Origin of the sequence: Pseudomonas sp. VE 267-6A (genome assembly GCF_024126555.1) — a bacterium.
Lineage (GTDB): Bacteria > Pseudomonadota > Gammaproteobacteria > Pseudomonadales > Pseudomonadaceae > Aquipseudomonas > Aquipseudomonas palmensis.
In genome coordinates this window covers 92576-115505 of the sequence record NZ_JAMYBY010000006.1, presented here as the reverse complement: position 1 = coordinate 115505, position 22930 = coordinate 92576, and the positions used below count along the sequence as shown (strand labels likewise).

Annotated in this window: 19 protein-coding genes; 8 read left to right on the top strand and 11 right to left on the bottom strand. The window is 65.8% G+C overall.

What is annotated here, in order from left to right; genetic code table 11:
* Nucleotides 1-41: 41 nt before the first annotated feature.
* A complete protein-coding gene (locus NJH59_RS08640) occupies nucleotides 42-2132 on the bottom strand; it encodes a TonB-dependent receptor (RefSeq protein WP_253086648.1) in 2091 nt (696 codons plus the stop codon).
* A 215-nt stretch (nucleotides 2133-2347) separates the two neighbouring features.
* Here NJH59_RS08640 and NJH59_RS08635 point away from each other — a divergent pair, with 215 nt between their 5' ends.
* The gene (locus NJH59_RS08635; RefSeq protein ID WP_229590123.1) at nucleotides 2348-3148 is read left to right on the top strand and encodes an IclR family transcriptional regulator; all 801 of its coding nucleotides are present in this window, start codon (nucleotides 2348-2350) and stop codon (nucleotides 3146-3148) included.
* Here the strand turns inward: NJH59_RS08635 and NJH59_RS08630 are convergent.
* The 6 genes from NJH59_RS08630 to NJH59_RS08605 form a co-directional block, all read right to left on the bottom strand.
* On the bottom strand, nucleotides 3116-3940 hold the full coding sequence (locus NJH59_RS08630; RefSeq protein ID WP_043861228.1) for an ABC transporter ATP-binding protein: 825 nt from the start codon (nucleotides 3938-3940) through the stop codon (nucleotides 3116-3118). The genes NJH59_RS08635 and NJH59_RS08630 overlap by 33 nt on opposite strands.
* An 86-nt stretch (nucleotides 3941-4026) precedes the next feature.
* Complete coding sequence (locus tag NJH59_RS08625; protein ID WP_253086705.1) at nucleotides 4027-5085, bottom strand: NAD(P)/FAD-dependent oxidoreductase; 1059 nt, start codon at nucleotides 5083-5085, stop codon at nucleotides 4027-4029.
* 5 nt (nucleotides 5086-5090) lie between these two features.
* Entirely contained in the window at nucleotides 5091-7034 is a 1944-nt protein-coding gene (locus NJH59_RS08620; RefSeq protein WP_253086647.1) for a LodA/GoxA family CTQ-dependent oxidase, read from the bottom strand.
* A gap of 130 nt (nucleotides 7035-7164) precedes the next feature.
* Complete coding sequence (locus NJH59_RS08615; protein ID WP_043861225.1) at nucleotides 7165-7380, bottom strand: PLD nuclease N-terminal domain-containing protein; 216 nt, start codon at nucleotides 7378-7380, stop codon at nucleotides 7165-7167.
* Between the two features lie 87 nt (nucleotides 7381-7467).
* On the bottom strand, nucleotides 7468-8214 hold the full coding sequence (locus tag NJH59_RS08610) for a hypothetical protein (RefSeq protein ID WP_043861224.1): 747 nt from the start codon (nucleotides 8212-8214) through the stop codon (nucleotides 7468-7470).
* A gap of 118 nt (nucleotides 8215-8332) precedes the next feature.
* Nucleotides 8333-9205, bottom strand: a complete 873-nt coding sequence (locus NJH59_RS08605) for a LysR family transcriptional regulator (RefSeq protein ID WP_043861265.1) — start codon at nucleotides 9203-9205, stop codon at nucleotides 8333-8335.
* A 106-nt stretch (nucleotides 9206-9311) separates the two neighbouring features.
* On the opposite strand from NJH59_RS08605, the gene NJH59_RS08600 reads away from it, so the two are divergent.
* The 6 genes from NJH59_RS08600 to NJH59_RS08575 all read left to right on the top strand — a co-directional run bounded on the left by NJH59_RS08600 (nucleotide 9312) and on the right by NJH59_RS08575 (nucleotide 17309).
* Nucleotides 9312-10703 (top strand): aldehyde dehydrogenase family protein, encoded by a 1392-nt coding sequence (locus NJH59_RS08600; RefSeq protein ID WP_054914471.1) that lies wholly within the window; start codon nucleotides 9312-9314, stop codon nucleotides 10701-10703.
* A gap of 257 nt (nucleotides 10704-10960) precedes the next feature.
* Entirely contained in the window at nucleotides 10961-11962 is a 1002-nt protein-coding gene (locus NJH59_RS08595; RefSeq protein WP_229590265.1) for a polyamine ABC transporter substrate-binding protein, read from the top strand.
* 129 nt (nucleotides 11963-12091) lie between these two features.
* The gene (locus NJH59_RS08590) at nucleotides 12092-13645 is read left to right on the top strand and encodes a PucR family transcriptional regulator (RefSeq protein ID WP_100632735.1); all 1554 of its coding nucleotides are present in this window, start codon (nucleotides 12092-12094) and stop codon (nucleotides 13643-13645) included.
* A gap of 244 nt (nucleotides 13646-13889) precedes the next feature.
* Complete coding sequence (locus tag NJH59_RS08585; RefSeq protein WP_054914469.1) at nucleotides 13890-15350, top strand: NAD-dependent succinate-semialdehyde dehydrogenase; 1461 nt, start codon at nucleotides 13890-13892, stop codon at nucleotides 15348-15350.
* 52 nt (nucleotides 15351-15402) lie between these two features.
* Nucleotides 15403-16695, top strand: coding sequence for a 4-aminobutyrate--2-oxoglutarate transaminase (gene gabT, locus NJH59_RS08580; protein ID WP_043861219.1), 1293 nt, complete (start codon nucleotides 15403-15405; stop codon nucleotides 16693-16695).
* A 122-nt stretch (nucleotides 16696-16817) separates the two neighbouring features.
* Nucleotides 16818-17309, top strand: coding sequence for a winged helix-turn-helix transcriptional regulator (locus tag NJH59_RS08575; protein WP_043861218.1), 492 nt, complete (start codon nucleotides 16818-16820; stop codon nucleotides 17307-17309).
* On the opposite strand, the gene NJH59_RS08570 is transcribed toward NJH59_RS08575, so the two are convergent.
* Complete coding sequence (locus NJH59_RS08570; protein WP_043861217.1) at nucleotides 17306-18196, bottom strand: LysR family transcriptional regulator; 891 nt, start codon at nucleotides 18194-18196, stop codon at nucleotides 17306-17308. The genes NJH59_RS08575 and NJH59_RS08570 overlap by 4 nt on opposite strands.
* A 125-nt stretch (nucleotides 18197-18321) precedes the next feature.
* Between NJH59_RS08570 and NJH59_RS08565 the strand changes: the two genes are divergently transcribed.
* A complete protein-coding gene (locus tag NJH59_RS08565) occupies nucleotides 18322-19503 on the top strand; it encodes an acetyl-CoA C-acetyltransferase (RefSeq protein WP_043861216.1) in 1182 nt (393 codons plus the stop codon).
* Between the two features lie 111 nt (nucleotides 19504-19614).
* On the opposite strand, the gene NJH59_RS08560 is transcribed toward NJH59_RS08565, so the two are convergent.
* The 3 genes from NJH59_RS08560 to NJH59_RS08550 are packed head-to-tail and all read right to left on the bottom strand — an operon-like array spanning nucleotide 19615 to nucleotide 22766.
* Nucleotides 19615-20406 (bottom strand): transglutaminase family protein, encoded by a 792-nt coding sequence (locus tag NJH59_RS08560; RefSeq protein WP_054914468.1) that lies wholly within the window; start codon nucleotides 20404-20406, stop codon nucleotides 19615-19617.
* The gene (locus NJH59_RS08555) at nucleotides 20403-21353 is read right to left on the bottom strand and encodes an alpha-E domain-containing protein (RefSeq protein ID WP_253086646.1); all 951 of its coding nucleotides are present in this window, start codon (nucleotides 21351-21353) and stop codon (nucleotides 20403-20405) included. Before NJH59_RS08555 ends, NJH59_RS08560 begins: the two co-directional genes overlap by 4 nt.
* A gap of 3 nt (nucleotides 21354-21356) precedes the next feature.
* Nucleotides 21357-22766 (bottom strand): circularly permuted type 2 ATP-grasp protein, encoded by a 1410-nt coding sequence (locus NJH59_RS08550; RefSeq protein ID WP_123753058.1) that lies wholly within the window; start codon nucleotides 22764-22766, stop codon nucleotides 21357-21359.
* Nucleotides 22767-22930: the final 164 nt, after the last annotated feature.

The window sequence follows — 22930 nt, the reverse complement described above, 5'->3', positions numbered from 1 at the left end:
GAGTACGGCGGCCCCAGGGCCGCCGTTGACAGTGGGTTGATTCAGAACGAGCCCTTGACGCCCACGCCGAACATGCGTGGCGTGGTCATGCTCGCCTCGGTGCCGCCGATGCCGCGGTTCTGCTGCAGGTAGGTGGCCGAGCGGTCGTCGAACACGTTCTTGACGTAGCCGTACAGTTCCACCGCCGGGGTGAACTGGTAGCTGGCGCGGGCATCGGTCAGGGTGTAGGAGTCGACCGAATAGGACGAGTTGTTGGCCGTGTCGGAGTAGTAGCCGTCGATATGCCGCACCTGGGCCGACAGGTTGAGCTTGTCGGTCACGTCCCAGCTGGGCCCGAAGCTCAGGGTGTAGCCGGGCGACTTGGCAAACTCGTTGGCCTGGTAGCTGTCGTTGCTGGTGATGCGGTCGATGCGCGTGCGCAGGGTGCCGGCGCTGGCCTTGAGGGTCAGGCTGTCGAGCAGCTGGTAGTCGGCGCTCAGTTCCATGCCGTAGGCGTGGGCCTTCTCGGCATTGATGGTGTAGGACTGGCTGATCCCGGTGGAGATCACCACCGGAATGTTGTACTGCGAATCCTTCATGTCCATGTAGAACAGGTTGCCGCTCAGGCGCAGGCGGTCATCGAGCAGGCTGGCGCGGGTGAACAGCTCGTAGTTCCACACCGACTCTTCCTTGAAGTACTGCCATTGGCGCGTCGACAGGTTGAGCGAGACACCGCCCGGGTTGTAGCCGCGGCTGACCATCGCGCCCACGGTCCAGTCCGGGGTCGCGGCGTAGGCCAGCGATACCTTGGGCAGCACGGCGGTGAAGGTCTTCTGGTAGTCCAGCGCAGTGGGCGCCAGCACCGAGTTGCCGTCGCGCTCGATACGGTCCTGCTGGAAGCGCAGGCCCGTGCTCAGGGTCCACAGGTCGCTCAGGCGGTAGTTCAGCTCGCCGAAGAGGCCGAGGTTTTCCTTGGTGTCGTCGAACGCCGACAGCCCGGCCAGGTTGAGGGTTTCGTCGGTCCTGGTGCGCGCCACGTAGAGGCCGGTGGCGCCGCTGAGCACGCTGTGCTGGTCACCGAACACCAGGCGGGTTTCGTTGGACAGGTTCTTCTGCTTGATGTCGGCGTCGCCCTGCCCCGGGATGCCGGTGTAGCGCTGCACGCTGGACAACGAATACTGCGCCTGGTTGATCAGCTTGAGGCCGTTGTCGAAGTCGTAGCTCACGTCCAGCACGCTGGTGTTGGTGCTCTGCTCCCAGCTGGGCATGGTCGTGGTGGTGTGATCGAGCTTGTGGTACGGCGCCGAAGCGGCTTCCTGGGTGGGGCGGTTGCTCTCGTTGTGCGAGAAGGTGAACTTGGCCTCCAGCCCCTGGATGTCGGTGGGCAGCCATAGCAGCTTGGCGCGGGTGGTGAGCGCGCTGAAGTCGTGGTCGGTCTTGCCCTTCTGGAAGTTGGGGTTGGTGTAGTCGATGAAGGTATCGCGCGCCGAGTAGTCCACTGCCAGGCGCCCGGCCAGGTCGGTGCCCATCAACGGCCCGGACAGCGCGATGGAGGTGCGCTTGGCGTTGTAGTTGCCGATCTCGGCCTGATAGGCGGCCTCGGGGGTGAAGGTCGGGTCCTTGGTGTTGACGATGATCGCGCCGGCGATGGCGTTGGCGCCTTGCGAGGTGGTCTGCGGGCCGCGGAACACCTCGATGCTGTCCACGTCCCACACCGAGGTGGCGCCGAAGAACATCTCGTTGTAGTTCAGGTAGTGGCCGTCCAGGTTGATGGTGGCCCGTGGCACGGTGCCGCCCCAGAACTGGTTCTGCCCGTTGTTCGGGCCCTGGGTGTCCTGGCCGCGGATGATCGGCGCGCCTACCGAGTCGGTGTAGATCACGTTGGGCACGTCGTTGAGCACTTCATGCACGCTGGCGTTGCCGGTGTTCTGGCGCTCGATGTCGCGGGCAGTCTTGACCGACACCGAGGAGGCGGTGTTCTTCAGGTCACGTTCGAGCTTTTCCCCGGTGATCATGATCGGTTCGAAAGTGACTGCACCTTTGCTCGGGGCAGCAACGGCATCATCGGCCATCGCAGGCGCCATGCCGAGCACGGTCGCCAGGGTCAGCACGCTGAAACCGCAGGTGAGTTCAAGGGGTGAATAGGCCTTCAAGATACGCTCCAAATGATAATCATAATCGTTTGTGTGAAAGGTATCATGTGGCCACTTCATTCCTCAATAGAGAATTCATTCTGCAATGTGGTAAATCCAGGGGCCCGGCCAGCGCTCGGAAAAGTCGGTATCATGCGCACCGACGCCGCGCACAAGCGGCGCGCACTTGATGCCTGATGAGGACCAGCCGCCAGCCGGCGATGAGGAGAGGCCCGTTGAAAAAAACCATTCCAGCTGCGGATGACGCCCCGCACGCGCCGGGCGAAAAACGTTCGGGCACCATTCAGTCCGTCGCCATCGCCGCCCGCTTTCTCAACGTGCTGGCCAGCGCCGAGCACGAACTGGCCCTGGGGGAAGTGGCGCGGCGCACCCAGACCGGCGCGTCAACCGCGCACCGCTACCTGCAGAGTCTGGTCAAGGAGGGCCTGGCCAGGCAGGACCCGGCCAGCAGCCTGTACGACCTGGGCCCGGCGGCGCTGAGCATCGGTATCGGTGCGCTCAAGCGGGTGGATGCAGTGGAGATCGCCGCCCAGCACATGAAGGCGCTGGCCCACCAGCATGCGGCCAGCGGCGGCGTGGCGATCTGGACCGACCGTGGCCCGACGCTGGTGCGCTGGTACCGCAGCGCGTTCTTCTCGATCAACCCGCTGGCCCTGGGCGACGTGCTGCCCATCGACAACACCGCCTGCGGGCTGGTGTTCCAGGCATTCCTGCCCAAGGCCACCATCGATGCGGCGCGCAAGCTGCAACCGGCGCACTTTCGCGGCACGGCGCCGGCCAAGGCTGTGCTGGACGAGGTGCGCAGCAGCCGCTGGGCCGAGAAGACCAGCCACCTGCTGTCGAATGTCACCGGGCAGGCCGCGCCGGTGTTCGACGCCCAGGGCGAGATCGTGTGTGTGGTGACCACGGTGACCGACCTGGGTCAGCTCAAGACGCCCGAAGACCGCGATGCGCTGTTCCGGGCGGCCAGCCGGGTCAACCAGTCAACCGGCGGCCTGCCGTGGCAAGGCGCCTGACACCACCGCCCGCTCGCGCGACAAGGGCACCAGCAGCGGCGTGCCGCTGACCGGGTCGGCGATGATCATCGAGGCCACGCCGAACACCTCCTGCACCAGGGCCTCGGTGAAGATGCGCGCCGGGTCGCCCTGGGCGACGATGGCGCCGGCCTTCATGGCGATCAGGTGCGAGGCATAGCGGCACGCCTGGTTGAGGTCATGCAGCACCGCAACGATGGTGCGGCCCTGGCGATTGAGCTCGGCCAACAGCTCCAGCAGTTCGATCTGGTGCGCGATATCGAGGTAGGTGGTGGGCTCGTCGAGCAGCAGTACCGGCGTCTGCTGCGCCAGCACCATGGCGATCCATACCCGCTGGCGCTGGCCGCCGGACAACTCCTGCAGCAGGCGCTCGGACAGCTCGCTGACCTGCGCCGCCTGCATGGCTGCGGTCACGGCCTGTTCGTCGGCCTGCGACCATTGGCGCAGGAACGACTGGTGCGGGTAGCGCCCGCGGGCCACCAGGTCGGCCACGGTGATGCCGTCGGGCGCAACCGCGCTCTGGGGCAGCAGGCCGAGCCGCCGGGCCACGTCCTTGGCCGCGAGCGTGTGAATATCGACCTGATCGAGCAGCACCGTGCCGCTCGAAGGCACCAGCAGGCGCGACAAGGCCCGCAGCAAGGTGGATTTGCCACAGGCATTGGGGCCGACGATGACGGTAAAGGACCCTTCGGTGATAGCCACCGAAAGGTCCGTGGAGATCGTGCGCTGGTCGTAGCGAAGCGTCACGGCGTCAGCCTGCAGGCGATACGTCATGGAGAGGGTGTTCCAGTGAAGGGATTCGGCGCCAGTATTGCAGATGAGGAATTTATTCCGCAATCCGGAACGCCGGCGCCCTGCCCTCAGCCCGCCGCCATCAACGGCTGGCACTGCGCGTAGTGCCGCGCCAGGCCCTTGAGCGAATGCCCCAAGGTGATACGGGTGTGCCGGTCGTACTGGTGCAGCAGGTCCAGACGGCCCTGCTGCAACCTGGCCAGGATGGCGCGGGCAGCCAGGTCGGTGGCACCCAGGGCGTGGGTCAGCCCCTGGGACGACACCGGGTCGAAGGCAATGGCCGCCTCGCCCACCGCCAGCCAGTGCGCCGATGCACAGCGCTGCAGTGCACTGCAGCCGGCATCCAGCACCTGAACCTGCGCTGCGGCCAGTTCGTCGGCACCTGCATAGCGCTGCATCAGGCGCGTGCGCTGCAGTTGCTCGGCCAACTGCGGCGCGGAGCGCTGACCGTCACCGCCGGGAAAGAAGCGCACCAGGTGACGCTGGCCGCTGGCGGTGGTGGCCCCGGACCACCAGCCCTGGGCATCGGCCTCGATCAGCAGCCACTCGGTGTCGGCCAGTTCCGAGCCACCTCGGGGCAGGCGCGCCGCGACCGCCACCTGACGACTCAGGCGCTGGCGCCGTGCCCCGCCGAGCCGGGCGATGCAACTGGCCTTGCCGGTGGCATCCACCACGAAACGTGCCTGCCCGCGCCAGGGGTGTTCACCTCGCCGACCGCCCAGGGTAATGCTGTCGTCGGCAAAATCGGCATGGGTCACCCGCACGTCGTCTTCACGGGTGATCCCAAGCGCCGCCGCCCTTTCCCGCAGCCGGGCGTCGAACACCCGTCGTTCCAGGAACGCGCCATGGGCGGCGCGCTCGCAGAAGTAGTCGCGAAATACCGGCTCGCTGGTCAGCCAGATCGACTGCACGCCGCAGCAGCGTCGCGCCACGGTGCTGTCGTCGAGCAGGTCGGCGTGCCCCAGTGCGGCAAGTGCAGGCAACGCCTCGGGGGACAGGCACTCGCCGGGGCGCAGCGCAGCCTCGGGTTCACGCTCCACCAGCCCCACCTGCAACCCGGCCTGCGCCAGGCGGATGGCCAGCGCCGTGCCGGCCGGCCCGGCGCCCACCACCAGCACGTCGTGCACGGGGTTCAAATTTCGTCCCTGCGCAGCCGACGACGTGGCCGTACCTTCTGCCTGGGTGGCTCCAGTTCGGTCTCGCCCAGCAACGGTGGCGGCGAATCCAGGGCCTCGATCACCGCCAGCAGGTCGAGCTTGGCATTGGAGCCGGTGACCCGCTCGGGCCGCCCGCTTTCGATCCAGGCCCGCGCCGGCAACCCCAGTGCGGTCGCCTCGGGGGTGGCGTCGTGGGCCAGCAGAATGCCCAACTCCCACCAGTGGCTCACCATCAGGTTGATGCGCGTGAAGTAGCTGCCCTTCAGGTCGCGCAGCCAGTCCTCGCGGTAGGAAAAGTGCTTGAGCTGCTGCGCCGGCGTAGTGCGTCTTGCGCCCACACGCTCCCACGCCTCGCTGCTCAGTACCTGGTTGGGCACGCGGGCCCCCCAGTAGCTGGGGAACGACAGGTAGGTACTGGGCTCGTACTCGGCATCCGACAGGCACGAGGCCTCGTCGGTCTGCCACGGCACGCCCAGCGCGCGGGTCAGCGAACCCGGGCCCACGCCGTCCAGCGGGCCCTGGGGTGCCAGGCACACCTGTGGCGTGAGTTCGTCACCGAAATCCTGGCGCACCGCCTGCCCCTGGGGCAGTACCGCCAGGCGATAAGGGCTGCGCCACACGCTGGGCACACGCATGAACCAGGTCAGTTCGATGCCCGGGTGGAACGGGCCGCCCAGGCATTCATGCAGGCCGGCGCGGTCCAGCGCCTGGGCCTGGGCGCGCGGTTCGAGCGTGTCGAAGTCTGCCGGCACCGGCGCGCCCTGCCAGTCGGCGACGAATTCGCCTTGCACCCACTGGCTCAAGGCCTGGTACATCAGCGGGGTGACCGCGAGCCCGACCGCGGATGGCGGCTGGGGGTCGAGGTCATAGTCGCCGTAATAGTCGCCGTACAGGGGCAACAGCGCCGGGGCGAACTCGGCGGTGCTGGCGGGGTCGCGAAACAGCGCGAAGACCTTGCGCCGAAAGTCCGCACTGGCCTCACCGGGGTCGGCCAGCCGGGCCACCACGTCGGGGTTCTGGGTATCGAGTGGCGAACCGTGGCCGCTGAGCATGAACAGGCCCTGGTTGGTCCACTGCATGTGGGTCATGCGCTCGAAGATCGGCCAGATATCGCGGGTGAACGAACAGCTCGGCTCGGCCGGCAGCTGACCCTGGCGCACGAACAGGTCGCGCACCACCTCTTCCATGGTGACTACGCCGAACAGCCCTGGCGCGTAGTTGGGGGGCGTCACCACCAGGTAGCCGGGCTCGGCATCCAGGCGCTGGCCGTTGTTGAACGTCACCCGTGCGTACACCGGGCCGTCCGACACGTCGTCGTGCCAGTCGTCGTTGTTGGCGAAGGTTGTCGGTGGGGTCTTGTCCACCCGCGGTGCGCTGTGGCCGTGCCCGCCGAGGGCGATCAGGCGCCCGGCCTCGTCGGTGCGCAGTTCGCCCAGGTACACGGGTTTGCCGTGGAAGGTGCCGGTGTCGAAATGGAAGGGCTTGCCTTGCTGGCGGCGGCCGCTGATGGTCCTGGGGCCGGGGCGGATGTCCAGGGCCTGGCGCTGCGCACCGGTCACGAGCGGGTTGCGTCGTTTTTCGGCGATGGCGTACTGGCCAGGCAGGTCCATGGCGTTTTCGAAGGCGTACCAGCCGGCCTTGAGGTTGGCGACTTCCACGGTCCATTCGATCTGCACGCCGTCGTCCAGGCTCAGCTCCTGTACGGTGCCGTCGTGCAGTTCGGCATAGAGGCGAAAGCGCACGGCCTGGCGCCGCACCTGGCCCCTGGCATCGCGAAATTGCCCGTCGGCGCTGCTGGCCAGTGCCCCTGGCACCTGCGCGGCGAGTACGTACTCCTCATCGCCATCGGCGTTGCCGACACGGGCAACGCCGAGCCCTGGGTGCACACGAATGGATTTGATCGATGCCGGGCTGATCATGGCCGTCTAGCCTCCTTGCCAGTGGGGTCTGCGCGAATGCGCAATTTCGCGCTCAACGCTAGATGGCGAATGGAGGGGTGTCAAATGGCCATGTCAGCCAGCAATCCGAAGCTCAATTTGCGCCGTTGAGTCAGCCGTTGCGAGAGGCCGCGTTGTTGTTGATCGCCTTGGGCCCCGCCACGCCCCACACGATCAGGCCGACCAGCGGCACGAACACCACCAGCACGATCCACAACATCTTGCGGTCGGCCTTGCTCTTGCTGCCGATGATGCTCTTGATGGCCCACAGTTCCACCAGGGCCAGGATTACCGCCAATGTGATCCAGATATAACCGTTGTTTTGCATGCGTCATCTCCCGAATGGTATTGCGTTAGGTCAGGCGACGCCGCGATGGTTCAGTGAATCTGCGCCCAAAGGCGCCAGGCAGACACCTCACTGCACCGGCAGAAAGTTCATCAGCAACAGGCTCTGCGCATAGTTCAGGCCGATGCGCCGGTAGCGCTCGTCGAGCATCTGGGTCAGCAGGTCCAGGCGCGCGACGATCTTGCCGAACTCCACGGCAAAGCTCAGGTTGCTGCCCGCCTCGGAGATTTCGTTGGAGAACAGCAACAGCACGCCATTGGCATCCTGGCGCTGGCTCAGCAGCCAGGTGGCCTTCTCGATGTTGCGCGCTGCGTTGCTGACGAACTGCGGGTCGATGGTGTCGGTGATGAAGAATTCGGTACGCCCGCCATGGGCGGTCACCAGCATGCTGCCGATGGCGTAGATGAACGCGCCAACGCGATCGCCCCTGAACTCCGGGCTCAGGGCATAGCTCAGTGCCGCCAGGTCGCGGCGCTCGCCCAGCTGCGGCAAGGCCTGGCGCTGCTCGATGGCCTGGCGGATCTGCCGCTCGGCACTGGCAGCATCGAGAAAGCCCGATTCGCGCCACTGGTTGGGGTTGCGCAGGTACAGCTTGCTCATCAACAGGTACAGGCTCTGCAGGTTGTCCTGCATCGACAGTGTGGCCATGCGATCGACGCTGGTCTGGAACAGTTCCTGGGGCCGGCCGTTGCCCAGCTGGGTGGCGATATCGCGCCCCTGCTGCTGGGTACAGCCAGCGGCGCAGGCCATCAGCGTACCCGCCAGCAACAGCCGGCGCAGCACGCGCTGGGGTGGAACGCAAAGCGGATAAACCATCGGCACCGGGGTCTGGATTCACGGGCCGCGTTGGGGATCGACGCGGCCTGGCGATGAATAGAGCCGAAAAAACGCAAAAAGTGCGATAACCGCCAGACCGCAGTGGCGCCACGCCGCACTATTGGAGCACCGCGCCCCGCTCCTCCAGCAGTTTCACGAACATCGCCAGGCTGCGCGATACCGTGCCGCTGCGCCATACCAGCCAGGTGCGCAGGTAGCGAAAACGTTGCGACATCGGCCACACGCTGACCGTGGCGCACCCCGGCATGCTCTCGAGCATGCTGCGTGGCATCAGCGCCAGCCCCGCCCCTGCGCTCACGCAGGCGAGCATGCCGTGGTAGCTCTCCAGTTCGAAGATCTTGCCCGGCACGGCGGCATCCTGGGTGAACCAGCGCTCGAAATGATGGCGGTACGAACAGTTGGCCCGGAACGCATAGATGCTCTGCCCGTTGACGTCCTGGCCACGGTGGATCGGCGCATGGTTGAGCGGCGCGATGATGACCATCTCCTCCTCGAACACCGGCACGCCCTCCAGCGAGGGGTGCAGCACCGGGCCGTCGACGAAGGCCGCCGCCAGGCGTCCCGACAGCACGCCCTCGATCATGGTGCCCGACGGCCCGGTGGAGAGGTCCAGCTCGACCTTGGCGTACTGCTGGTTGTAGGCCGCCAGCAACGCGGGGATGCGCACCGCTGCGGTACTTTCCAGCGAGCCCAGCGAGAACGCCCCCTGGGGTTCCTCCCCCGCCACGGTCAGTCGGGCCTCCTGCACCAAGGCCAGGATGCGCTTGGCGTACTCCAGGAAGGTCCAGCCGGCCGGCGAGAGGCGCAGGCGCAGCTTTTCACGAATGAACAGCTCCACCCCCAGGTCGGCTTCCAGCTGCTTGATCCGCGTGGTCAGGTTCGACGGCACGCGGTGGATGTGCTGGGCGGCTGCGCTGATGCTGCCGTGCTCGGCCACGGCGGTGAAAATCTCAAGCTGTACCAGGTCCAAAAACATTCTCCAAACGTGAAAGAAACCGTTTTTATTATTCAGTTTTCGAAAGATTAGCACGGCATTACGCTGGGCCCCTGTTTCCCTTCTGACAGGAACGCCCGCCATGACCGACATAACCAGCCATACCCATGCCCTCTCGATCAACCCGGCCACCGGTGAACGCATCGGCCACTACGCCTATGAAACCGACGCACTGATGGACGCCGCCCTGGGCCGCGCCGCTGCCGGGTTTGCCGGCTGGCGGCGTACCCCGCTGGCCACCCGCTCGGCCCTGCTGGTGAAACTCGCCGGCGTGCTGCGCGACAACGCCCAGGCCATGGCGCGGATGATTACCCTGGAAATGGGCAAGCCTGCGGCCCAGGCCCGCGGCGAAGTGGAAAAGTGCGCCCAGCTGTGCGAGTGGTACGCCGAGAACGGGCCGGCCATGCTGGCCCCCGAGCCGACCCAGGTACCCGACGCCAAGGCCCACATCGAATACCGCCCACTGGGCCCGATCCTCGCAGTGATGCCGTGGAACTTCCCGCTGTGGCAAGTGCTGCGCGGTGCGGTACCCGCGCTGATCGCCGGCAACACCTACGTGCTCAAGCACGCGCCCAATGTGATGGGCTCGGCCTACCTGCTGCGCGATGCGTTCCAGCAGGCCGAATTCCCCGAAGGCGTGTTCGAGGTGCTCAACGTGACGCCTGAGGGCGTATCCAGGGCCATCGTCGACCCGCGCATCGTCGCCGTGACCCTTACCGGCAGCGTGCGTGCCGGTGCCGCCATCGGTGCCCAGGCCGGTGCCGCGCTGAAAAAATGCGTACTGGAACTGGGCGGCTCCGACCCGTTCATCGTGTTGAACGATGCCGACCTGGATGCCGCCGTGCAGGCTGCCGTGATCGGCCGCTACCAGAACACCGGCCAGGTGTGCGCGGCAGCCAAGCGGCTGATCGTCGAAGCCGGCGTGGTCGAGGCATTCACCCGCAAGTTCGTCGAGAAAACCCGCGCGCTGGTGATGGGCGACCCGTTGCTGGCCGACACCTACCTGGGGCCGATGGCGCGTCATGACCTGCGCGACGAGCTCGACCAGCAGGTCCAGGCCACCCTGGCCGAAGGCGCCACGCTGCTGCTGGGCGGGCACAAGGTCGAAGGCCCGGGCAACTACTACGCGCCCACGGTACTGGCCGACGTCACCGACCAGATGACCTCGTTCCGCCAGGAGCTGTTCGGCCCGGTGGCCTCGATCATCACTGCCCGGGATGCGCGCCACGCCCTGCAACTGGCCAACGACAGCGAATTCGGCCTGACCTCGACCGTGTACACCCGCGATGCGGCACTGGCCCGACAACTGGCCGACGAACTGGAGTGCGGCGGCGTGTTCATCAACGGCTACAGCGCCAGTGATCCGCGCGTGACCTTCGGTGGGGTGAAGAAGAGCGGCTTTGGCCGCGAACTCTCGCACTTCGGCGTTCGCGAATTCTGCAACGCGCAGACCGTATGGTTCGATCGCCACTAAAGTACGAAGCACATTCCTATAAAGCGCAGGATAAAAAAATAGGCTTATCCTGCGTTTAATAGATACCCATGGCAGCGCTTATCCATTAGCCTCAACTCACTCTCAAACACAGCAGGCACCTTGCCACTATAAAAATCAGCACCTTTCATCTATTTTGCGCCCGCTTGCAACTGCCAAACATAACTCGAAATAACAGTCTTGATTGGAGCGTTCGAATGTCGAAAAAACTCTTCACCCTCACCGTGCTCGGTGGCCTGATGCTGGCCAACAGTGCCTTTGCCGACAAGCTCACGGTGATCTCCTATGGTGGCGCGAGCAAGGCCGCGCAGGTCACCGCGTTCTACAAGCCCTACGAAGAAAAGACCAAGACCCAGGTGATCGCTGGCGAGTGGAACGGTGAAATCTCCAAGCTCATCGCCATGAACGACACCAAGACCGTGACCTGGGACGTGCTCGATACCGAAGACACCGACCGTGCCCGTGGCTGTGAAGAAGGTCTGTTCGAAAAACTCGACTACGAACGCCTCGGCACGCCGGGCGACTGGATCGAAGGCACCAAGAGTGACGACGGCTGTGGCGTCGGTATCTTCGTGTGGTCCAACGTGCTGGCCTACAACGCCGACAAACTGAAGGTCGCCCCTACCGGCTGGGCCGACTTCTGGGACGTGAAGAAATTCCCGGGCAAGCGCAGCCTGCGCAAGTCTGCCCGTGGCTCGCTGGAATTCGCCCTGATGGCCGACGGCGTGCCGCCTGCCGAAGTCTACAAGCTGCTCAGCACCAAAGAAGGTGTGGACCGCGCCTTCAAGAAACTGGACGAGATCAAGCCGTACATTCAGTGGTGGGAAGCCGGTGCACAGCCGCCGCAGTACCTGGTGGCTGGCGATGTGGTGATGGCGTCCTCGTACAACGGCCGCATCCACGCTGCACAGCAGAGCGGCAGCAACCTGAAGATCGTCTGGAACCAGAACCTGTACCAGTTCGACGAGTGGGCCATCCCACGCGGCACCAAGAACCTGGACAAGGCCTACGACTTCATCAAGTTCGCCATGCAGCCTGAGCAGCAGAAGCTCTACACCGAGCAGATGGCCTACGGCCCGTCCAACACCAAGGCCGCCGAAATGCTCGACAAGTCGCTGGCTGACGACCTGCCCACCGCGGCAGAGAACCAGAAGAATGCACTGCGGGTAAACGTCGAGTTCTGGCTCGAGAACGCAGAAACGCTTGAACAGAAGTTCAACGCCTGGGCTAGCAAGTCCTGATTTCCCCTCCCTGTGCGCCTCATGGATGATCAGCGCACAGGTTCTATTCTCCTGTCCAGGGCCCTCCCCGCAGCCATGTCCAGTCCGCTAGACTGCGATCCTCTATCGTGTCTGGATCGTGGATTGCACATGAAACTCGCCACAGCCCTGGAACAGACCTCCCTCAGCCAGGCCACCGTGGTCGCGGGCAGGCAATGCCTGGACCGCGACCTGGCGTGGGTGCATATCGTCGATCACCCCGACATCTTCAACTGGCTGAAAAAGGGCGACCTGCTGCTGACCACCGGCTACAACTGGCCGCAAGACCCGCAAAAATGCCGCGACATGGTTCGCCGCCTGGCCGAGCTGGGCCTGGCCGGGGTCGTGATGGCAGTCCCGCACTTTCACGAACACTTCCCCCAGGCGGCCATCGAAGAGGCCGACCGCTGCTGTTTCCCTTTGCTGGAACTGCCCTGGGAAGTCGCCTTCAGCGACATCACCCAGCAGGTTCTCGAACAGATCATCAACTTCCAGACCCGCATCATCCGTCGCTCCGACCTTATCCACCGCATGCTCACCCGCGCTGCCATCGAGGCCGACAACCTGCAGAGCCTGGCCAGCGCCCTCACCAGCGCCCTGGAACTGCCGGCGCTGATCGTGGCCAGCTCCGGCAGTGTGCTGGGGGCCAGCGAGCCGGCCAATGACGCCGTGGAGCTTGCCGTGATGCGCCACCTGAACGAGCAGGCCAACCTGCTGCAGGGGGTCGAGCCGCAGGTGCTGGAGCTGGACGCCGATGCCGGCGCATTTCGCCTGGGCTGCCCCATCCGCCTGCAGGGCGAGCGGGTCGGGGTGGTGTGGCTCAAGGGCCAGCGGGACAGCTTCGAGGAGCTGCACTGCCGCGCAGTGGAACATGCTGCGCTGATCGCCGCCTTGCAGCTGTCCCATCAACGCGAATTGCTGGACCAGGAAAACCGCCTCGGCCATGCCCTGGTGGCAGGGCTGCTGGAAGGCAAGTTCCCCGAAACGCCACGCGCCATCGAACGTGCGCTGGTGTCCGGCTGGTGTCATACCCGCGACTACCGCGTGTGCCTGGTGTTGCTGGACGAGCCGATTCCCCTCAGCCGCGAGGGCTTCCAGCGGCGCAAGGAACAGGCCGAGCGCATCACCGAGATCATGCAGGGGTTGGGTATCGCGCCCCTGCTGTCGGTGTCGTTGAACCAGATCAGCCTGATCGTGCCGGCCGATGTGGTGCCCGAGTCGATCTGGAAGCATATTCGACTGGACGGCGGCGCCATGGCCGCCAGCCGCGTGCACCGGGGCGTGGCAGGTATGGCCCAGGGCGCCGGAGATGTGGCCACCCTGCTGCCGCTGCTGCGCCCGGGCAAGCTGCATGGGTTTGACGAAGTGCTGTTTCCGCGGGCGCTGATGGGCGACGACGATGCACGGCGCATGCTGCTGGAGCGCCTGGTGACCCCGCTGACCCGGCACAAGAACGGCGCCATGCTCATGGAAACCCTGTGCACCCTGGCCAGCGAAGGCTTTCAGCTGGCCAGCAGCGCCCGCTGCCTGGACATCCACATCAGCACATTACGCTACCGCGTGGAGCGCATCGAGGAGCTGCTGCAGCTGTCGATGGAGAACCCGCAGGCGCGCTTTCAGCTGCAGGTGGCGACCGAGATGTACCGCCTGCAGAACGACGCCTGACAAACAATCTGCTGCCTGTACCGCCCGTGGCGGGCCAGGCCCGCTCCAGCAGGCCGTCAGTGGCCTTGCGGGAGCGGGCTTGACCGGCGCTGGAGACACCTCGACCACCCCCGCAGCATAGTGTGCTGCCAACCCCCTCAATACGGCATTTATGCCTGGCCCAAGCGGCCATCTCGGCATCGGTCACTGCGTGCCTGTTCTTACAATCGTGCCATTCACCGGACCCGTAGAAGGCACCCTCTCCATGTTGAAAAGCACACTGCGTGACCCCTCGCTGCTTGTCGAACGCGCTTACGTCAATGGCAGCTGGATCGATGCCGACAACGGCGAAACGATTGCCGTGATCAACCCCGCCGACGGCAGCGAAATCGCCCGGGTCCCGGCCCTCGGCGCCGCCGAGACGCGACGCGCCATCGAGGCCGCCCAGGCCCGTTTCGAAAGCTGGCGCGAAGTCCCCGCCGCCACCCGCGCACGTCACCTGGAAGCCTGGTACAGCCTGATCCTGGAAAACCAGGAAGACCTGGCGCTGATCATGACCGCCGAACAAGGCAAGCCCCTGAGCGAGTCGCGCGGCGAAATCGGCTACGGCGCCAGCTTCGTCAAATGGTTTGCCGAAGAGGCCCGTCGCATCTACGGCGACACCATCCCCGCGCCCACCAACGACCGCCGCATCCTGGTGCTCAAGCAGCCGATCGGCGTGGTGGCGGCCATCACCCCGTGGAACTTCCCCAACGCGATGATCACGCGCAAATGCGCGCCGGCCCTGGCCGCAGGCTGCACCGTGCTGGTCAAGCCCTCCGAGATGACCCCGCTGTCGGCCCTGGCCCTGGCGGTACTGGCAGATCGTGCCGGCATCCCGGCCGGGGTGTTCAACGTGCTCACCGGCCTGCCTGCCGGCATCGGCAGCGAAGTGACCGCCAACCAGGCCGTGCGCAAGTTGTCGTTCACCGGCTCCACGCGCATCGGCAAGCTGCTGATGAGCCAGTGCGCCGACACCCTCAAGCGCCTGAGCCTGGAGCTGGGTGGCAACGCGCCGTTCATCGTGTTCGACGACGCCGACCTCGACCTGGCGATTGCCGGGGTGATGCTGAGCAAGTTCCGCAACGCCGGGCAGACCTGCGTGTGCGCCAACCGCATTCTGGTGCAGGACGGCATCTACGACCGCTTCGCCGAGCGCCTGCGGGCTGCGGTGGCCGAGCTGAAGGTGGGTGATGGCCTGGGCGAGAACGTGACCATCGGCCCGCTGATCAACGCCGCCGCCGTCGCAAAAGTCGCCAGCCACATCGGCGATGCGGTGGAAAAAGGCGCCAGCATCTCGATTGGCGGCATGCCTGACGACACCGGCCTGTTCGTGCAGCCGACCGTGCTGCTGGACGCCACCACCGACATGCTGCTGGCCACCGAAGAGACCTTCGGCCCGGTTGCCCCGCTGTTCCGTTTCAAGGACGAAGCCGAGGCCCTGGCCATCGCCAACGCTACCCCGTTCGGCCTGGGCGCCTACTACTTCACCCAGGACATGCGCCGCGCCTGGCGTGTGGGCGAGCGCCTGGAGTTCGGCATGGTCGGCCTGAACACCGGGATCATCTCCATGGAAGTGGCCCCGTTCGGCGGCATGAAACAGTCCGGTACCGGCCGTGAAGGCTCCAAGTACGGCCTGGACGAGTTCCTCGAAATCAAGGCCTGGCACATGGGCGGCCTCGACTGAATACCTGCGTTCCCGAACCCCTGACACCATCGTTAGTTAATGGAGCTGCACCATGAATTCTGCACTGACTGAAAATCAACGCCTGCTGGCCCTGCGCGAGCAGCACGTACCCCGCGGCATCGCCACCGCCCACCCGATCGTGGTCAGCCACGCCCAGGGTTCGGAGCTGTGGGACGTGGACGGCAAGCGCTACCTGGACTTCGTCGGCGGCATCGGCGTGCTCAACGTCGGCCACAACCACCCGCGTGTGGTCGAGGCCGTGCGCCGCCAGGTGGGCGAGATCTCCCATGCCAGCTTCCAGGTGGTGGCCTATGCGTCGTACATCGACGTGGCAGCGCGCCTGAACGCCATGGTCGGTGGCGGCGAAGCCTACAAGAGCGTGCTGTTCACCTCCGGCGCCGAAGCGGTGGAGAACGCCATCAAGATCGCCCGTGGCTACACCAACCGCCCGGCGGTGATCTCGTTCCGCGGCGGCTTCCACGGGCGCACCCTGCTGGGCGTCACCCTGACCGGCATGAGCCAGCCATACAAGCAGAACTTCGGCCCGTTCCCGGCCGAGATCTACCACGCCACCTACCCCAACGAATACCGCGGCGTGAGCAGTGACGACGCCCTGGCCGAACTCGACCACCTGTTCGCCACCGACGTGGCCCCCGACCGCGTGGCGGCCATCCTGATCGAGCCGGTGCAAGGCGATGGCGGCTTCCTGCGCGCCCCCGATGCCTTCCTGCGTGCCCTGCGCGAACGCTGCACGCGCCACGGCATCGTGCTGATCCTGGACGAGATCCAGGCAGGCTTCGGGCGTACCGGCAAGCCGTTCGGCTTCCAGCATTCGGGCATCCAGCCTGACCTGGTGACAGTGGCCAAGAGCCTGGCCGGCGGCATGCCGCTGTCGGGTGTGGTGGGGCGTGCCGAGATCATGGACGCGCCGACCCCGGGCGGCCTGGGCGGCACCTACGGCGGCAACGCCGTGGCCTGCGCGGCTGCACTGGCGGTGATGGACCTGTTCGAGGAAGAAGACCTGCTGGCCCAGGGCGAGCAGCGTGCGGTGCAACTGCGTGAAGGCCTGCTGGCCCTGCAGAACCGCTACCCGTGCATCGGCGACGTGCGTGGCCTGGGCTTCATGCAGGCCATCGAGATCGTGGCCGACGACGCCGCGCAGACCCCGGACGCGAACCTGGCCCAGGCCATCATCGACCAGGCCCGTGAAGCCGGCCTGCTGGTGATCAAGTGCGGCGTGTACCGCAACGTGGTGCGCTTCCTGGCACCGCTGGTGACCACCGAGGCGCAGATTTCCGAAGCGCTGCGCATGCTCGACCAGGCGTTGACCCGCGCTACGGCCTAATCCGCCCCTCTGCGGCGCCACCTTCGCTGGCAATGCCGGCTCCCGCCGGGAGCGGCCTTGCCAGCGAAGGCCCCGTGGGTGAAAGTGTGTTTTTTTGTCATCCCGCATTTCAGGAGTTAGGAATGGAAGCGGCAACCAAGCTCGATCGGATCGATATCAACATCCTGGTCCAGTTGCAGAAAGACGGCCGCATGACCAACGTCAGCCTGGCCGAAGCCGTGGGGCTATCGCCCAGCCCGTGCCTGCAACGGGTCAAGCGACTCGAGGCGGCAGGCTATATCAGCGGCTACGAAGCCCACCTGAACCTGGCCAAGTTCGCCAACTCGGTAACCATCTTCACCGAAGTCACACTGAGCGACCACAAACGCTCCGACTTTCAGAAATTCGAATCGAGCATCCGCAACATCGACGAAGTGCTCGAATGCCACCTGATCAGCGGTGGCTACGACTACCTGGTGCGCTTTCTGACCAGCAGCATCCAGCATTACCAGGAGCTGATGGAAACCATCCTCGACCAGAACATCGGCATCGAGAAGTACTTCAGCTACATCGTGATCAAGTCGCCGGTGATGAAGAACAAGGTGCCCCTGCGCAGCCTGCTCGCCGCCGTCTAGCGCCTGGCCTCGGCCTGCTGTTCATGCAGGCTGTCGAACAACGCCTGGGCCGCAGCCGACAGTTCGTGGCCCGGCTTGCTCAGCACCCCGATGGCACGTTCCACCGGGTCGCGCAGGGTGATGCAGCGCGCGCCCAGCTCGTGCATCTGGCCGGCGCACAGGGCCGGCACCGCGCTGACCCCAAGCCCGCTGGCCACCATGCGACCCACTGTCACCAGTTGATGGCTCTCGAACTCCACCGCCAGCTTCATGCCGCGCGCCTTGAGGTGTTCTTCGAGCATCACGCGCACGTTCGAGGGCCGTTGCAAGGTAATGAACGGCTGCTGCAGCAAGGTCTGCCAGTCGATTTCATCCAGCGCGGCCAGGGGCGAATCCAGCGGCACCACGGCAGTGAACCGGTCGACGTACAGGGGCGAGAACACCAGCGATGAGCCTTCGAACGGCTCGAACGCCACCCCCAGCTCCACCTGGCGGTCACGCACCATCTCCAGTACCTGTTCGTTGATCACGTCGTTTACCGTGACCCCGATGTTCGGGTAGCGGGTGCGAAAGTTCTTCAGGATGGGCGGCAGCAGGTTGCCGGCGAACGACGGCATCGCCGCAATGGTCACGCGCCCGCGCTGCAGGGTGAAGCGCTGGCGGATCTCGTCCTCGGCGTTGTCCCAGTCGGCAAGCAGGCGGCGCGCCAGGGGCAGCAGCGATTCGCCTTCCGGGGTCAGCGTGACGTTGCGCGTGGTGCGCGTGAACAGCCGCCCGCCCAGGCCCTCCTCCAGCGACTTGATGGTCAGGCTCAGTGCCGACTGCGACAGGTGCAGACGCTCGCAGGCCACCGCAAAACTCAGGCTCTGGGCCACTGCCCAGAAGGCACGCAGCTGCTTGACGGTCATGCTGACTCCGGCAAAACGGGGAATTGTTGAGGTTTATCGATCAATCCATCTCAAAAATCAACTTAACAAATATATGTAATGGCGCAACACTCACGCCACTGGACCACTAACAAGGAGAACATTCCATGCAAGACGTCGTCATTGTCGCGGCCACTCGTACCGCCATCGGCAGTTTCCAGGGTTCGCTGGCCGCCATCCCGGCCCCGGAGCTGGGCGCAGCGGTGATCCGCCGCCTGCTGGAGCAGACCGGGCTGGCCGGCAGCGAAGTGGATGAGGTGATTCTGGGCCAGGTGCTCACCGCCGGCAGCGGCCAGAACCCGGCGCGCCAGGCCGCGATCAAGGCCGGCCTGCCCCATGCGGTACCGGCCCTGACCCTGAACAAGGTCTGCGGCTCGGGCCTCAAGGCCCTGCACCTGGGCGCCCAGGCAATCCGCTGTGGCGACGCCGAGGTGATCATCGCCGGCGGCATGGAGAACATGAGCCTGGCCCCCTACGTGCTGCCTGCCGCGCGTACCGGCCTGCGCATGGGCCATGCCAGCATGATCGACAGCATGATCAGCGACGGCCTGTGGGATGCCTTCAACGACTACCACATGGGCATCACCGCCGAGAACCTGGTGGACAAGTACGCCATCACCCGTGAGGCCCAGGACGCCTTTGCCGCCGCCTCGCAGCAAAAGGCCTGCGCGGCCATCGAAGCCGGCCGATTTGCCGACGAGATCACCCCGATCCAGATCCCGCAGCGCAAGGGTGAGCCGCTGGTGTTCGCCACCGACGAACAGCCCCGCGCCGGCACCACCGCCGAGTCGCTGGCCAAGCTCAAGCCGGCGTTCAAGAAGGACGGCAGCGTGACGGCGGGCAACGCCTCGAGCCTCAACGACGGCGCAGCGGCGGTGCTGCTGATGAGCGCGGCCAAGGCCAAGGCCCTGGGCCTGCCGGTACTGGCGCGCATTGCGGCCTATGCCAATGCGGGCGTGGACCCGGCGATCATGGGTATCGGCCCGGTCAGCGCGACCCGTCGCTGCCTGCAGAAGGCCGACTGGTCGCTGGATCAGCTGGACCTGATCGAAGCCAACGAAGCCTTCGCGGCCCAGGCGTTGTCGGTGGGCCAGGAGCTGGGCTGGGACGCGAGCAAGGTCAACGTCAACGGCGGCGCGATTGCCCTGGGCCACCCGATCGGTGCCTCGGGTTGCCGGGTGCTGGTGTCGTTGCTGCACGAGATGATCAAGCGTGATGCGAAGAAGGGCCTGGCGACCCTGTGCATCGGTGGTGGGCAGGGTGTGGCGTTGGCCATCGAGCGCGCCTGACCCTCGATCTGCAGCGCCTCGTCGCGGGTCAAGCCCGCTCCCACAGGATTGCCGTGGCCCCTGTGGGAGCGGGCTTGACCCGCGATAGCGTCGACACCTTGCATCGCCTGGCTACTGCACCTGCACCATCAGTTCCACCTGCACCTTGGCCAGCATGTGCTCCATCCCCCCGCCCCGGCGCATTCCGCGCACCGGGCACGCATCCAGGTAATCCAGCCCCACCGCCAGCTTCAGGTGGCGCTCGGGCCTGGCCAGCCGATTGGTGATATCGAAACTGTACCAGCCCTCCCCCAGCCAGGCTTCGGCCCAGGCATGGCTGGCCAGGTGCGTGGCGTCCTCGGTGCACAGGTAGCCCGACACATAGCGCGCCGGGATACCCAGGCTGCGCACACAGGCCAGAAACGCATGGGTATGGTCCTGGCAAACCCCCGCCTGCCTGGCGAACGACTCGGCCGCGGTAGTGCCCACCTCGGTCGCGCCGGGGCTGTAGGGCATGTGCTCGGCCAGCGCATTCATCAGCTCGATCAGCGCCGCCCTGTCGCGCCGCTCGCCGCAATGCTGCGCGGCAAACGCCAGCAGCGCCTCGTCGGCGGCGGTCAGCGGGCTGCTGCGCAGAAACGGCAGCGGCGACTGCAGGTCCGGCTCCACCTCGCGGGTGGGGTCGATTTCCACCTGGCCGTGGGCGCACAGCACGATCTCGCCGTGGGGCTCGTCCAGGGTCAGTACATGCAGCACGTTGCCATAGGGGTCGAGCTGGCTGCGCACCTTGCGCGGCATGTCCACCTGCCAGTCGATGACCCGCTGGCGCTCGCTGTCCTGGGGCGTGAGGCGCAGGAACTGGATGCTGGTGCACACCTCGTTGGCATAGCTGTAGGTGGTGTCGTGGCGAATGGACAGTTTCATACCACCTCCAGGTAGGCGTCGTGAATGGCCTGGCCCAGGTCGCGGACCTGATCGATGAACTCGATCAGCCAGGCGTGCAGGCCTGCATCGAGGATCTCGTCGATGCCGGTGTAGCGCAGGCGAGCGTTGAGGCCGGCGGCCAGGCGCTGCGCCGGGCGGCCGTTGATGCCGGGCAGGTTGGACAGTTCAAGGTCCAGCTCCTGGATGCAGGCATGCAGCGAGCGCGGCACCTCGGCGCGCAACAGCAGCATTTCCGAAACCTGCTCGGCGTTCGGTGCGTTGCGGTAGATCTCGTTGAAAGCCTCGAACGACGACAGGGCGCGCAGCAAGGCGCTCCACTGGTAGTAGCCACGGGCCGACTTGTCGCTGACCTCCTCCGACTCCTCGCCAAACATCTCGTAGCGCGCATCCAGCAGACGCAAGGTGTTGTCGGCGCGCTCTATGAAGGTGCCCAGGCGAATGAAGCCATAGGCCTCGTTGCGCATGATGGTGCCCGAGGTGGCCCCGCGAAACAGGTGCGAACGCTCCCGCACCCATTCGCAGAACTGGCTGATGCCGTAGCGGCCCAGGCCGTTGCCGGCAATGGCGCGCATCTCCAGCCAGGTGGCATTGATGTTCTCCCACATGTCGGCGGTGATGCGCCCGCGCACGGCGTTGGCATTGCTGCGCGCCGCACGCAGGCAGCAGTAGATGCTGCCGGGGTTGGCCTCGTCCAGGGCAAAGAAGTGCAGCATGTGCTCGGTGTCGAGCGCGCCGTGGCGGGCCTTGTAGTCTTCCAGCGTGCCGGCCGCCAGCAGCGACATGGCCAGCTCCGCGTGGCCGTCGCTGCGCCCGGCCTGGGGCATCAGCGACAGCGAATAGCTCACTTCGAGCATGCGCGCGAGGTTTTCCGCGCGCTCCAGGTAACGCGACATCCAGTAGAGGTCTGCAGCGGTTCTTGAAAGCATGGTTCAGTCCTCCACCACCCAGGTGTCCTTGGTACCGCCGCCCTGCGACGAGTTGACCACCAGCGAGCCTTCGCGCAGCGCCACCCGCGTGAGGCCGCCGGGCACCAGGCGGGTCTGGCTGCCCGACAGCACGAACGGGCGCAGGTCGATATGGCGCGGGGCAATGCCGCTTTCGACAAAGGTCGGGCAGGTGGACAGGCACAAGGTGGGCTGGGCGATGTAGTCCTGCGGCCGGGCCTTGAGGCGCAGGCGGAATGCTTCGATCTGCGCTGCCGTCGACGCCGGCCCCACCAGCATGCCGTAGCCCCCGGAGCCCTGGGTTTCCTTGACCACCAGGTGCTCCAGGTTGGCCAGCACATGGGACAGCTCGGCCGGCTTGCGGCACTGCCAGGTGGGCACGTTCTTCAGAATCGGCGCTTCGTCCAGGTAGAAGCGGATCATCTCGCCCACGTAGGGGTAGATCGACTTGTCGTCCGCCACACCGGTGCCGACCGCATTGGCCAGCACCACGTTGCCCAGGCGGTAGGCGGCAATCAGGCCGGGCACCCCGAGCATCGACTCGGGGTTGAAGGTCAGCGGGTCGAGGAAGGCGTCATCCAGCCGGCGGTAGATCACGTCCACCGGCTGCGGGCCGCAGGTGGTGCGCATGAACACGCGGTCGTCACGCACGAACAGGTCGGCGCCTTCCACCAGTTCCACCCCCATTTCGCGGGCCAGGAACGCATGCTCGAAGTACGCACTGTTGAAGCGCCCCGGGGTCAGCACCACCACCGTGGGGTTGTCCAGCGGGCTGGCGCTCCTGAGCGTGTCGAGCAGCAGGTTGGGGTAATGGTCGATGGGCGCGATGCGCTGGGCGGCGAACAGCTCGGGGAACAGGCGCATCATCATCTTGCGGTCTTCGAGCATGTAGCTCACGCCGCTGGGGGTGCGCAGGTTGTCCTCGAGCACGTAGTAGCTGCCGTCGCCATCGCGCACCAGATCCACCCCCGCGATATGCGCATAGAGGCCCCGGTGCAGCCCCAGGCCACGCATGGCCACCTGGTAGCCCTCGTTGGCCAGCACCTGCTCGGCCGGGATGATGCCGGCCTTGAGGATGCGCTGTTCATGGTAGATATCGGCCAGGAACATGTTCAGTGCCTGCACCCGCTGGATGCAGCCACGCTCGATGACCTGCCATTCGCTGGCCTTGATGCTGCGCGGAATGATGTCGAACGGGATCAGGCGTTCGGTGCCCTGCTCGTCACCGTAGAGCGTGAAGGTGATGCCTGCGCGGTGGAACAGCAGGTCGGCTTCGCGGCGGCGTTGCGCCAGCAGTTCCAGCGGCGTGCCCGCCAGCCAGCGGGCAAACTCGCGGTAATGCGGGCGACACTGGCCCCCTGCGGCATACATTTCGTCAAAAAAAGCTCCGGACATACCCCACTCCTCGCCGTGTTCGTAACGGCTTCTTCTAATTGGCTGCTGTCTTCCAGTACCCGGGCCTTTCAACAGACTTTAGCAAGGGCTGTGCCCAACGCCCGGGAATCGCTCTGCCACGCCCCTTGAGCGCGGCGGGCGACCCGAGCGGTGCATGCATTTGC